At 58.7% G+C, this 12,316-nt stretch carries 13 protein-coding genes and 2 pseudogenes; 7 read left to right on the forward strand and 8 right to left on the reverse strand.

Translation table 11 applies throughout. The features are described from left to right. The first annotated feature begins 587 nt into the window (after positions 1 to 587). Positions 588 to 1,010, forward strand: a complete 423-nt coding sequence (locus NB231_RS16720) for a hypothetical protein (RefSeq protein ID WP_005000718.1) — start codon at positions 588 to 590, stop codon at positions 1,008 to 1,010. Next, positions 1,011 to 1,133: a hypothetical protein gene (locus tag NB231_RS20000; RefSeq protein WP_005000719.1), complete on the forward strand. Its 123-nt coding sequence runs from the start codon at positions 1,011 to 1,013 to the stop codon at positions 1,131 to 1,133. It begins immediately after the preceding gene. 304 nt (positions 1,134 to 1,437) lie between these two features. On the opposite strand, the gene NB231_RS06445 is transcribed toward NB231_RS20000, so the two are convergent. Beyond that, positions 1,438 to 1,854, reverse strand: coding sequence for a DsrE family protein (locus tag NB231_RS06445; RefSeq protein WP_005000720.1), 417 nt, complete (start codon positions 1,852 to 1,854; stop codon positions 1,438 to 1,440). Positions 1,855 to 1,895: 41 nt separating this feature from the next. Further along, a complete protein-coding gene (locus tag NB231_RS06450) occupies positions 1,896 to 2,948 on the reverse strand; it encodes a class I SAM-dependent methyltransferase (RefSeq protein WP_005000721.1) in 1,053 nt (350 codons plus the stop codon). 144 nt (positions 2,949 to 3,092) lie between these two features. Here NB231_RS06450 and NB231_RS19000 point away from each other — a divergent pair, with 144 nt between their 5' ends. From NB231_RS19000 to NB231_RS19480, 3 genes and pseudogenes are all read left to right on the forward strand, one after another. Further along, positions 3,093 to 3,641, forward strand: a complete 549-nt coding sequence (locus tag NB231_RS19000; protein WP_005000722.1) for a cupin domain-containing protein — start codon at positions 3,093 to 3,095, stop codon at positions 3,639 to 3,641. Next, positions 3,604 to 4,062: a helix-turn-helix domain-containing protein gene (locus NB231_RS19005; RefSeq protein ID WP_198007249.1), complete on the forward strand. Its 459-nt coding sequence runs from the start codon at positions 3,604 to 3,606 to the stop codon at positions 4,060 to 4,062. Before NB231_RS19000 ends, NB231_RS19005 begins: the two co-directional genes overlap by 38 nt. A 77-nt stretch (positions 4,063 to 4,139) precedes the next feature. Next, positions 4,140 to 4,515: pseudogene (locus NB231_RS19480) on the forward strand (hypothetical protein); the annotation flags it as partial. A 393-nt stretch (positions 4,516 to 4,908) separates the two neighbouring features. Here NB231_RS19480 and NB231_RS06460 read toward each other — a convergent pair. After that, a complete protein-coding gene (locus NB231_RS06460) occupies positions 4,909 to 5,406 on the reverse strand; it encodes a helix-turn-helix domain-containing protein (protein ID WP_005000724.1) in 498 nt (165 codons plus the stop codon). Positions 5,407 to 5,482: 76 nt separating this feature from the next. Here NB231_RS06460 and NB231_RS06465 point away from each other — a divergent pair, with 76 nt between their 5' ends. Further along, on the forward strand, positions 5,483 to 6,373 hold the full coding sequence (locus NB231_RS06465) for a CPBP family intramembrane glutamic endopeptidase (protein ID WP_005000728.1): 891 nt from the start codon (positions 5,483 to 5,485) through the stop codon (positions 6,371 to 6,373). Positions 6,374 to 6,613: 240 nt separating this feature from the next. Further along, positions 6,614 to 6,781, forward strand: coding sequence for a hypothetical protein (locus NB231_RS19485; RefSeq protein ID WP_005000730.1), 168 nt, complete (start codon positions 6,614 to 6,616; stop codon positions 6,779 to 6,781). 103 nt (positions 6,782 to 6,884) lie between these two features. Here the strand turns inward: NB231_RS19485 and NB231_RS06470 are convergent, their stop codons facing one another. The 5 genes and pseudogenes from NB231_RS06470 to NB231_RS18410 all read right to left on the reverse strand — a co-directional run. Next, a complete protein-coding gene (locus NB231_RS06470; protein ID WP_005000731.1) occupies positions 6,885 to 7,322 on the reverse strand; it encodes a hypothetical protein in 438 nt (145 codons plus the stop codon). Continuing rightward, positions 7,322 to 8,470 carry a baeRF3 domain-containing protein gene (locus NB231_RS06475; RefSeq protein ID WP_040661979.1) on the reverse strand — a complete coding sequence of 383 codons (1,149 nt, stop codon included), beginning with the start codon at positions 8,468 to 8,470 and terminating at the stop codon, positions 7,322 to 7,324. Before NB231_RS06475 ends, NB231_RS06470 begins: the two co-directional genes overlap by 1 nt. Before the next feature lie 46 nt (positions 8,471 to 8,516). Beyond that, positions 8,517 to 11,237 (reverse strand): aconitate hydratase AcnA, encoded by a 2,721-nt coding sequence (acnA, locus tag NB231_RS06480; protein ID WP_005000733.1) that lies wholly within the window; start codon positions 11,235 to 11,237, stop codon positions 8,517 to 8,519. A 193-nt stretch (positions 11,238 to 11,430) separates the two neighbouring features. Continuing rightward, positions 11,431 to 11,835, reverse strand: coding sequence for a hypothetical protein (locus NB231_RS18405; protein ID WP_156776924.1), 405 nt, complete (start codon positions 11,833 to 11,835; stop codon positions 11,431 to 11,433). 285 nt (positions 11,836 to 12,120) lie between these two features. Continuing rightward, a pseudogene (locus NB231_RS18410) lies at positions 12,121 to 12,270 on the reverse strand (IS110 family transposase); the annotation flags it as partial. Positions 12,271 to 12,316 lie beyond the last annotated feature (46 nt).

Raw genomic sequence — 12,316 nt, forward strand, 5'->3', positions numbered from 1 at the left:
CACCCAGACTTACCCCTACAATAATATCGCCAAATTCGTTGACGGGTGAGAGAGCGTTGCATTGCCACACACCTGATCAATAAGGCGGGGTTCTCGCGTAGGACGGCCCAGACCGGCGCAGTGGTGTTGAGTGGGCTCCGGCCGGTGCCTCGCCGCCACGGTGCGGGCACCGTGTGATTGATCGCCGCAGGCGATGGTGGCCTCATAGGGCTTGAGGGAGGTTATGCGACTGGAGCCCGGGATGGGCGTAGCATGAAGCGTTGCCGAGGTTTTCGGTGAGCGCACCGCGCTGGAAGTGGCTTGCATTGATCGGATGTGTTTCAACATCTACTAGCCGATGCTGTAGGCTGAAGGTGGGATCGCCTACTCCTTTCGTCAGCACCGAGGGCACCCGTTCGCCTCCTCGTCGTTGATGGCGCCGATGAGCCGATCCTTCGTGGCGGCCATGGAACGATTTGCCAGACAAGGGGGTATCGGCGTCGTGCCCTTCAAGAAGGGCAAGCGCAAGGGCACTCTCGCACAGCGCTACCCCAAGGCCTTCAAGGGAAGGGCTGCTCTTCCTCGGCAAGGCGCAGGAGAAAGCCCCGGTGGTGCGCACCGAGCGGCGTACCCACGCCTACACCGGCCAAAGCTATACCTGGCTGGTTTTCTCGACGGCAATGGTTAACCACTATTACGTCTATGCCGTGGACGCGGACTTCGGGCCGTTTTTCTTGAAGTTCTGCTGCCATTTTCCCCACAACGCCAAGCTATGTATCAATGGCCACGAGTATGTGAAGCGCCAGCTCGCCAAGCGCGGCATCGGCTTCGAGGCCCTCGACAACGGCATTCTCTCCTGTGCAGACCTCGAGCGGCTCGATTGGATCTGTTGCGAACTCACCGCGGCGCGGATCGACGCGTTGCTGCGCAAGTGGCTGCGCCGCCTGCCGCAATCGTTCACCGCGGCCGACCGCGCCGCCGGCTTTCGCTACGATCTGTCCATCGTGCAGGCGGAGTTCGCGCTCACCTAGATGTTCGACCGAGCGCGCGCCGGGCGGGTGTTCTTCGAGCAGGTCATCCGCGAGAACATCGACCTCGGATGCCCTGATCAAGTGCAGCTGATCTTCGATCGGCGCATCACCCGGGGCGTATGACCTACGATCTGCGGCGGTTGCGCCAACACGGGCTCATCGAGCGCATCCCTCACACCCACTGCTACCGGGTCATCGACTTCGGCTATCACAGTGCGCTGGTGTTCACCCGCATCATGAATCGCGTCCTCATCCCAGCGCTCGCCAGCACGCATAATCCGAACCCGCCGGCACCCACCCGGCGAGCCGCGTCGCTGAGCTCACCCCCCGACGGTGGAAAGTCCACCTCGCAAGCCAGCCCCTACGATCCGGTATCGATCGCATCGGCAATAACGCCGGCGTTTGATCGATTATCTTCGGCTTGCGCTCAAAAGTACTGGCAATGGTCCGCGCGCGCCGCCTTTTCCGTCAAAAACCAGCCGGGATCGACGATGCCCTTCGCCTCCGGGATGAGCTTGGACTCGTCGACTTCGAAGGTCTTGGCCGCGTAGGCGCACCCGTATAGTCCGACCCTGCTGGTACCCGCGAGCCGCTGCAGAAACTCGCCGATGTCCGTCGGGGCGCCCTCTTCCCTTAGCCGCTGGCGCAGCCAATCGGTTTCCGGAGCGTGGCGCCCCTCGACCGTGAGGGTGGATGCGCCTTCCTTGGTCAGCACCCGCACCGCCCACAGCACGAAGAGGATGTCCACTTCAACGCCGGTGGCGGCCTGCGTGTACGCAAAGGTCAGCGGAGTGAGCAGCTTGTCGTAGGCGTCCTCCCTGACCACAATCGCCAGATGTTTCATCGTCTTGTCCTCGTGTGACGTGTATTGCTCGCTGCGACTTGTTACACCCGTGCCTCGAGAATGAGGTTGAATGGCGTTTCCGTCGCGCGTCGGAATGATCCGAAACCGCCCTCGGTGACGACTTCGCGCAGCCGGCCTTCCCCGGCCTGGGCGCCTAGTGCCGCGCCGACCTCCTGGTCGAGCGAAGACGGCACGCACACGATCGTCGATGCCGCATAGTACAGGCGACCGACCGGGTTTAGGTTGTCCTCGAGCCTGTCGTGCGCGAAGGGCTCCACGATCATCCAGGTGCCGTCGGGTTTCAGCGATTGGCGCACGTGCGCCGCGGCGCCCGCCGGATCACCCATGTCGTGCAGGCAGTCGAAGAAGGTCACGAGGTCGTAGTCGTTGCCGGGATACCCCTTGGCTGGGCTGGCCTCGAAGCGCAGGTTCTCCCCGGCGCCGTGCTCTGCCGCGTGCTTCGCGGCCTCCTCGATAGAAACGGGATGGAAATCGAAGCCGATGAATTCCGAGTTCGGAAACGCCTGCGCCATCATGACGGTGGTGTAGCCGTGTCCGCAGCCGACGTCTGCCACCTTCGCGCCGCGTTCAAGCTTCTCGACCACGCCGTCTAGGGTCGGCAGCCAGTGGTCGACCAGATTGGCCTGGTAGCTTGGGCGGAAAAAGCGGGCGACGGCACAGAACAGGCAGCCTGCCTGGCTGCCCCAGCCGACGCCGGCGCCGGTCTTGAACGCGGTCTCGACCTTCGGCTGGTTGTCCAGGTAGGCGGCCGCCGCGTCGAACGCGTCCACCATGTAGACCGGGCTTTCCTCATCCGCTAACACTGCGGCCTGCTCCGGGGGCAGCGTGAACCGCTCGCTCGCCGGATCGTAGGTAACGTAGCTCGAGGCAGCCTGGTGCGACAACCACTCGCGGACATAGCGCTCCGATAGGTGGGTGACTGCGGCCAGCTCGAGGGAGGTCATAGGGCCGCATTCCCGCATCGCCTTGTACAACCCGAGCCGGTTGCCGATGCGCACCGGCGCAATGCCAAAGGCGCCGCCAAGGTCGTTCAGCAACTGACCGATGAACGCGTTGAGTTTCTGCTCGTCCATAACGTGCTCGCTAAATGGTTGTGAACAAAAAGTTTCATACAAGAATCTGAGCTTGATGGACGTGACTATGGAGTGAATGCGGTACACTGCCTACGGCCGGTTCACCGGCACTCTTGCCCGAAACGCCGCGGTTGAGGGGATGGGATGGACGCACTGTCGGATGTCCTGAGAGCGACTCGACTGAAAGGAGGCGTTTTTCTGCACGCGGAGTTTTCCGATCCGTGGTGCCTGAGCTCGCAGGTCTCGCCCGAGAACTGCGCCCGATTTCTGGACTCGGCTTCGGACATCATTCCCTACCACTACGTGCTCGAAGGTCGTCTGCGGGTTAAGACCAAGGACGAACCGGTGGTGGTGCTGGGTCCGGGCCAGGTCGTGCTGCTTCCGCGCAACGATCTGCACATTTTGGGCGGAGATCTGAGTCTGGCGCCGGTATCGGGCGACGATGTCGTGGTCCCGTCTACCGACGGCGGCCTCTCCACCATCCGACTCGGCGGCGACGGCGAACGCACGCGCATCATCTGCGGATTCCTCGGCGCCGAGAACCTGGACTGTAACCCCATCGTCAGCTCGCTTCCGTCGGTACTGGAGCTGGCTGTCGGTCAGGGCAGCGGCGCGGAGTGGATCCGCAGCACCTTCGCTTACGCCGCGGACGAGATTGCCGCAGGGCGCGGGTTCGGAAACCATTCTGGCTAAAGTTTCCGAGCTTTTGTTCGTGGAGGCGGTGCGCCGCTATGCCGAATCCCTGCCCGAAGATCAGACCGGGTGGCTGGCCGGGCTCAAGGATCCGTATGTGGCGCGCGCGCTGGCGCTTTTGCACGCGCGCCTGAGCAAAGCCTGGAGCGTGGGCGAGCTGGGACGGAGAGTCGGACTGTCCCGCTCGGCGCTGGCGGACCGCTTCAATCAGGTCATCGGCTTACCGCCGATGCAGTACCTGACCCAGTGGCGGATGCAGTTCGCGGCCCAGGAGCTCCGCCACAGCAATAAGTCGATCATGCAGGTAGCGCTGGAGGTCGGTTACGATTCCGAAGCCGCGTTTGCCCGGGCGTTCAAACGCGTGATGGGTAAACCGCCCGTAACGTGGCGCCGGCAGTCGGCGGGCACGGCAGCAGGTTGACGCTTGAGGTGCAGGGCGTGCAATAGCGAGACTACTGCTTGGAATTCGGGTGGAGCGGAGCAGATCGCCACTTCGCGACTCGCTTTCATGGAGTGTTCGCGCCGAACAGCAAATACCGCGCGTGAATGACACCGGCCAAGCGGGGAAGGGGAGGCCGGCACCCGATGAGGAGCGATCCGGAGGAGCAGATACCGGCCGAACGCCGCACCGCGATGACCCCGGAGTCGAGTCCGGGGCAGGTTCTGGGCGCAGCGCCTCAAGCGGATCTTCGGGATCGATATCGACAAATCGGCAGGAAAGCCGATTTGCACAGCCGTAGGCTGCCGCGAAGCGGTCGGGCATAGGGATGTGCCCGATGAAACTTGCCCGGCTTGCGGTGTGGCGGTGCGAATCATCACCTGTATCGAGGATCCCGAGGTCATCGAGAAGATTTTCACTCACCTGGATACAAAAGGGGCTGAGTTCCGAGCCCCAAGGCGGCGGCCGTGCCGGGCGTCGCCTGTCCGGAAAACCGGCGGGAGGGGGGGCGCGCCGGCGAGGCCGCCGCCGGTGCGGATTCGGGGGGGGGGCGAGCCGCCGACCTGCACTGATGGGCGAGCCGGAGCGGCGAGTCGACGGCAGGTGCCGACGCTGATCAGGCGACAAGGCTAATTTGTTCTGCACAGACAGGCCAGTCCTAGCCCAACTTAGCGGATTCGGCTGTTCTGAAACGCCAACTAATTGATTAATATAGGTGCACACTCCAAAGGTCTTCACTACAACGGGTTTGCGGGGCTTATCCACAGACCGTCTTTTGATTTTCAAAAAGATTTTTCTTCGGCGCCCGCAAAATCCGGGGCGAATCCGCTAAGTTGGGTTAGCTCGCGCCTGCAAGGCGGGAAACTCCTCGTGCAGCCATTCGCTAACCCGCAGCGGGTCCCGCTCGATGGCACGCCGCAACGGTGAGAGCCCTAAGGTGCGTAGAATCCGCCCGACCGAAACTTTCGAGAGGGCCACTCCGAACTCCTTACTGGCCAGCTCCCGCACCAGCGCCAGCGTCCACAGCGCAAACGGAAAAGCATATTGACGCGGGTCCGACCAAGTCACCATGCGGTAGAGCTTCTGTAGTTGCTCTGCCGTGAGCTTCGACTTCGCCCCAGGCCGAGGCTTACGCTTAAGCGCCTCGCAGCCACCGTTGTGATACTTCTCCAACCAGCTGTAGATCGAGCGCCGGTTGATATCCAAATCCTTCGCCAGCCGCTCTGGCGAAAAACCCTTGTTCAGCATCCGCCCTACCCGTAGCCGGGTCGCCTCTTTTCCAGCACCATCAAGACGCCGACCGTCCGTTTCGCGCTTGTATTTCATGCGGATAAAATAGCAAGCGTGGCTTTCTTAATAAAAATATTAGTGTTTTTACCGGCTAATACGGATAAATAAAAATATGCATCAAGTTGCACAATGGCCAATTTTTATTGCTCTCGTTCTCTATGTAATCACATTTCTCTCAAGGAATATCAAGAACATTGAGTTCAAAAATACAGCGGTTTCGGTTTGGTGGTTAACTTTATCAGTATTATTAATTTGGCTCATATTATTTGGCTTTATTTCAGCTGTAGCGGTTAATATTATTCTGCTTCTTACTATTTCCTTGGTTATTTTAGAGAGCAAGCACTCAAACTATTTTCGCGTTTCTGTAGGCATTTTTTCTTTCCTTCTATTTCTCGTATTAGGATTTCACTTAGTACCCGGTTTCGAAAACATACTAGTAATTGAAGATCAAGCTTTAAAAGGTTATTCGGCAAAATTCTCGTCCTACTTGAACTTTGATAAAGCGCTAGCAGGCTTGGTATTCTATCTGGTGACAGTCCCCCGTTCATATCAAGTTAAGTTTACACATATTATCTGTGCTTTTGTGATTACGCTTATTACCGCATCAATCGTGTTGTTTACCGGTATAAAATTAGGTTTAATTGACTTTAATACTGACTATGCCTTCGGTGCTGAATTCTTTTGTTTTTTCATCCTAAATCAGATACTCGTCGTTGCAATGGCTGAAGAAGTGTTTTTTAGAGGATTCATTCAGGGCAAATTGTATTTATTATTTACATCCAACAAGCTGTTGCTGAAGACAATACCATTATCAATCACTTCAATTTTGTTTGGTCTGGTTCATTTTGGCGGCGGAGTTGAATATGTAGCGCTGGCAACTCTCGCAGGATTTGGGTATGGGCTCGTCTATCAGCTGACTCGAAATATACAGCTTACAATTATTTCTCATGCATTATTCAATATGATCCACTTATTATTTTTTACTTATCCCTTATCAATTTAATCATCAATAGATGCTCGAAACAGGTTTAATTTTTATAGTGTCTACCAACAATTCCCGGTGATTATCATAAGCATTGTAGAATCAATAGGCTATATATTATTTAAGTACGTTCTCGATAACTCTGGGCAGTAACGTACACCGGCAGCTTGGGCGGCGCGCCGATCACTGGCAGAGCAACTGTTGGAACCTGCGGTGCAGGGGATAGACCCAGATGGTTTTCTTGGGCCGTAGGGTGCGGCAGTGCCCATCGAGTTTCCCGCGTCCGGTGGTGATGCCCACGCCGGTCCAGCTGGCGGCCTGATAGGCGATGCCGCGAAAGCGGGGCTGCTCGACGAAAATCTCCAGCAGGAGCGGGTGGTAGGCGTGCTGGCGTGGCCAGTCCGCGGCGATGCGCCGGGCAGCGGCTGATAGCCGAGGTGCTGGTAGCCCCCTCTGTCAGCATAGAAGTCCGGTCAGTTGATTTGGGAAACTTAACCTCTGAGGGAGCGGGCGGTGAGTGGAGCATGGGTCACTACAGCGAGGAATTCAAAGAGCAGGTGGTGCGCAAGATGATGCCGGCTGTGTTACCCGAAAGCGTCAATCCAACCAAACCGAATCCGACGATCGCAACACCTTGCACGACACAGCCTACGACATAGACGGTCTTGCGAATGCTGAATCGTCGAATCCGCGCCGAAATCAGGAGTTGCGGCAACATGGCAAGCGATTCACGCACGGGCACCAACAGGCCGATGGCCCAGGTTGGCGCACCGATCGCATCGAGCAGCCAGGCGAGCACGAGTTTGGCATCGGTAAGGCCTTCTCCGACCCTCGTCAGGCTCAGAGACACCACATGTAAGCCGTAGTTGCGTGGTTGCTCCCGACACGCGGACTCCGGGAGATCGCGACAAACTTGCGCCAGCTCGTCGTCGCCAACGAACAATCCATGAAGGTTGTCGAAACCGTTCATCAGAAGCGATAGATTGCGGCTGCACCGGTTCGTGTTGGCATTTTCTCGGTGGGGACGATGATTACGTCACCGCCTGATCTGAGGGCGTATTCACCGAGGTCGTCCAGTACGTCGTCGATTTCCGGGTTGCTCAGATTGTCAGTTGCAATCGCACCGCTTGCGGCGTCGATGCGACCCGGAATCAGTCGATCGGCCTCGATCAGAAGCGTTTCGATTCGCCCGGCGATGGCGGCTTCGGCGATGCTGCTGAGATCATCCGCGCCGCGTCCGATTGACCTTGCCGCGCCAAATGCTTCTACAAAGCCGGCCAGACGTTTGAGGTAGTGCGGTTGCACCAGCAGCCATGCGCGTTCACGCAACACATCGATCGACAAAGCGTCGGGTTGACTATCGATCGCCTCGTCCATCAGATACGGGTTGCGGCTGACGGCGCGAAACAGATGATGATGTTGAGGCAAAGCCGCCAGTATCAGGCGCTGCCCCGATGGTTGCGAATAATGTTTCAGCACCGCCTGATCAACCACGCGAAAAAACCGCTCGGTGTCCCGGTCTTCGGCATCCTGCTTAACATCAGTGCCATGACGTGCCACTGTGCTTATCCCAGTAGGACCGTATGCGCGGTGGGCACCCTCACGATCATCCGCCTTCTTTCCCAATTGCTCATCGGCCGTATAGGACACGCCTTCTATCGGCTCCAATCTGTACAGCGCGTCGCGATTGCCCTCATACACTGAGAAGGCGTTTCGGCTCAGACCGAGAATCTGGTAGCTATCGGCCGATTGCACAATGCGCATGAGCGGTTTGGTATGAAAGCTGTCGGCGACGATCGCCAGCTCGACAACCGGCCGTGGCAGTCTGTACACGCGGAACAGGCTGGGCCCACCCAGTACCGCCAGTCCGCTCGCGGTGTGATCCCAAAAAGCCCGATCTTCGGCCAGTGCCTCGAATGGTCGCAGCAGGGCCGGGATGTCGTGTGATTGGTACTTCTTGCGAAGGGTTTTCTCGATCGACTTCAAGAGGTTTCGAAACCGAATAGGGTCCTGCACGTTTGCGGGATGCTGCCGATGCGTTGGTTGATAGAGTGAGAGACACGGTGGTTCGTGCGCGCTCAGTAAAACGGCTGGATAGTCTTGTGCCAATGAGTTCATGGTGGCGAGCCTCATATCGCTACGCATTTGATCATCGATTGCGGGGTCAAGCTGACAGCAGTTGGCGCTGGACCAGCTGCAAGATGCCGCCATGGCGGAAATATTCGACTTCAGCTGGCGCGTCAATCCTCACTATCGTATCGAACGCAGTTTGAGATCCGTCATATCGGGTCACTGAAACCGTTGCAGTTTGGCCCGGCTCGATGCCGCTACCGATTCCGGTGATGGTGAAGGTCTCGACACCAGTCAATCCTAATGATTTGGCCGAGTCGCCGTCTTTGAACTGCAATGGCAATACTCCCATGCACACCAGATTGCTGCGGTGAATACGCTCGTACGTCTCGGCGATAATTGCATTAACACCAAGTAACGCAGCACCTTTGGCTGCCCAGTCGCGCGAACTACCCGATCCGTACTCTCGCCCGGCGATTATTACCAGTGGCGTACCCTCGCGCTGGTACCGAATAGCCGCGTCGTAGATGCTCATCTTGTCGCCGCTTGGAACGTGCAAGGTCCAGGGGCCTTCGGTGTCCGGCACCATGGAGTTGCGCAGACGAATGTTGCCGAACGTGCCACGCATCATCACTTCGTGATTGCCGCGTCGGGAGCCGAAGCTATTGAACTCTTCCGCCGGCACGCCATGCTCGACGAGATATTGTCCTGCTGGCGAGTTGAGGGCAATAGCGCCGGCCGGCGAGATGTGATCGGTTGTAACCGAATCGCCGAGAACGGCGAGGGCACGGGCACCTTCTATGTCCGCTGTTGCTTTGGGAGTGCTCGCGAAATTGATGAAGAAAGGCGGTTCGCGAACATAGGTCGATTCATCGGCCCATTCGAACAAGGTACCTGTGGGCGCCGGTATGCTCTTCCACTTGTCGTTACCTTCGAAGATGCGACCATATTCGAGGTCGAACTGTTCCGGTGCCACCGAAGAGGCGATCAGAGTTTCGATCTCCTCGGCGGTCGGCCAAACATCCCTCAGATAAACCGGTTCGCTATTCCGGCCGATCCCGAGCGGATCGACGTTCAGATCGCACAGCACCGTGCCAACCAGTGCGTAAGCAACACACAGCGGCGGAGACGCGAGGTAGCTCGCCTTCACCTGGGAATGGATGCGACCCTCAAAATTGCGATTGCCCGATAGCACTGCCACGACCGAGAGGTCCTTGCTGGCGACAACTTCGGCAATTTCTTGGGGCAAGGGGCCGGAGTTGCCGATGCAGGTCGTGCATCCGTAACCCACGAGGTTGAAACCGAGCTTCTCGAGATACGGGGTGAGGCCCGCCTTCTCGAGGTACTGGGTCACGACGCGCGAGCCGGGCGCCAGCGAGGTTTTCACCCAGGGCTGGCATTGCAATCCGGCCTCGACCGCTTTGCGAGCCAACAGTCCCGCGGCAATCATGACCGAAGGGTTCGACGTATTAGTACAACTCGTGATGGCAGCGATTACGACCGATCCGTCGGTCACGGAAGTGGCTGCACGCGGCTCTTCCAATCGCTCTGGCGGAGATTTGAGGAACTCGCCCGCCGACGAGCAGCTTTCGGAGACGAGCCGCGCGATATCCTTGGCATTCACACTAGCCGCTGCGCCGTCGACAACAGACCCGAATGACTGCCTTACGTCAGCCAGCGCGACGCGATCCTGAGGCCGCTTCGGCCCAGCGACGCTCGGCTCGACCTTGCCAAGGTCCAGGTCGAGTACTTCGTTGAAATGCGGCTCGGGGTCGGCATCGGTCCTGAATAGTCCCTGTTCCCTGGTGTAACGCTCGACGAGATCGATATTGGCGCCACGCCCAGTCAGTTGCAGGTATTTCAAGGTGTTCGAATCGACCGGGAAAAGCGTCGCAGTGGCGCCAAATTCCGGCGACATGTTCGACAATGTGGCGCGGTCGGCAATACTCAGGCTGCTCAATCCAGAGCCGAAAAACTCGACGAACTTACCCACCACACCGTGCGTCCTGAGCTTTTGCGTCAGCGTCAGGACGAGGTCGGTGGCAGTCGTCCCAGGCGGCAGTGTCCCGAGTGTCCTGACGCCGAGAACGATCGGCTTCGGCACGAACATAGGCTGGCCCAGCATTGCCGCTTCAGCCTCAATGCCGCCGACACCCCAGCCCAGTACACCGAGGCCGTTGATCATTGGCGTATGCGAATCGGTTCCGACCAGAGTGTCGGGAAAGATCCATCCGTCGCGTGCAATGACGACGCGCCCCAAATGTTCCAGGTTGACCTGGTGGCAGATCCCCATTCCAGGCGGCACAACCCGGAAGCTGTCGAACGCTTGTTGAGCCCACTTAAGCAGCGTATAACGCTCCTGGTTGCGTCGGTACTCCCACTCGAGGTTTGCGGCGTAGGCATCATCGCTGCCGAAACGATCGACCTGGACCGAGTGGTCGATGACGAGGTCTACGGGAACGAAAGGACTGACCCACTTGGGGTCGCCGCCCGACCGAGTCAGTGCGCTTCTCATTGCCGCGAGATCGACAACGGCCGGAACGCCTGTGAAATCCTGCATCAATACCCGCGCCGGCATGAACGCGATCGATGCGTCGCCACCATGCGGCCAATTTGCGAGCGCTTCGACATCGGCGTGCGAGACGTCCCTGCCACCTGCTCGTCGCGCCACATTCTCTAAGAGGATCTTGACCGTATGCGGGAGATGCGCCACGTCCGCGCCAATCTTCTCCGCAAGTCTTACGAGACTCGCGTAGTGGACGGGTCCCGATTCAGTTGTCAGAGTCGCCCTGATACCCAGCGGATCGTTGCCCATGTTTCGTCTCCATCGCATTATCGCAAAAGCAGCGCTTGGCGAACTACTGTAGGGTAATGTGCATTACGCATCTTTTCGGCAAAGCGTATCCCAATGGGATGGGCGCCTTTTCCACCGTTTGCTGAACATGCTCATTGCCAGTTTGGCACATTGTGGTCACGTTTTAAGGGGAAGGGGTGTCCATCTCAGTGGATTAGTCTGCAAGCCATGTATCGGTAAGCACACGGTTGAACAATATCCGCTCCTTCGGCATTCTCAGATTCACATGAAGGTGGCTCGGGGGGCGGCTGCAATGGAGAGGTTGAGCGAGCAACGCTGCTTCGACGGGGTCCAAGGCTTCTACCGCCACGAGTCGGAAGCGACTGGTACCTCCATCGGCTTCGCGGTGCATGTTCCACCGCTCGGGTAAAGCTCGGTGCCGGTGCTCTACTACCTCGCGGGCCTTACCTGCACCGAAGAAATGACCACCGTCAAGGCAGGCGCTCAGCGATTCGCGAGCCGGCACGGCGCGGGCATCGCGCACGAGGGGGATGACTGGGACTTGAGCACAGGCGCGGGATTCTACATCGACGCGACGCTCGAACCTTGGTCCGCGCACTTATCGGATGGAGACGTACGTAACCGATGAGCTGCCTGCGCTGATCGCGGCGAAGTTCCCCGCCGATACGGAGCGCTCACGCTGGCACTCAGGCACCCTGACAAGTATCTGATCGGTCTCGGCGTTCGCGCCGATCTGCGCGCCCAGCCGGTGCCCATGGGGCGAGAAAGCGTTCACAGCCTACTTCGGGCCAGACCGGGCGAGCTGGGCCACGCACAAACGCCAGACCCGCTGCCCAATAGAATCACACGAAACCTGACATTGATATCGTCCCGCGCGCGAGTTGAGGTCACGCATCGCCTCCTGCTCGGTGTTCGGCACCCACACCGCCGTCAGCTCGCCACTGCGCAGCGCCGTCGCCAGCTTCAACGCATCGCGCCGGTCGGTCTTCATCCGTTCGCCAGGCTTGCGCGGAATCAACGACGGCGCCATCACCTGGCCGTCCCTTGCCCGGTGGATACCTTGACTTGATGAGGAACAT

Origin of the sequence: Nitrococcus mobilis Nb-231, assembly GCF_000153205.1 — a bacterium.
Taxonomy (GTDB): Bacteria; Pseudomonadota; Gammaproteobacteria; order Nitrococcales; family Nitrococcaceae; genus Nitrococcus; species Nitrococcus mobilis.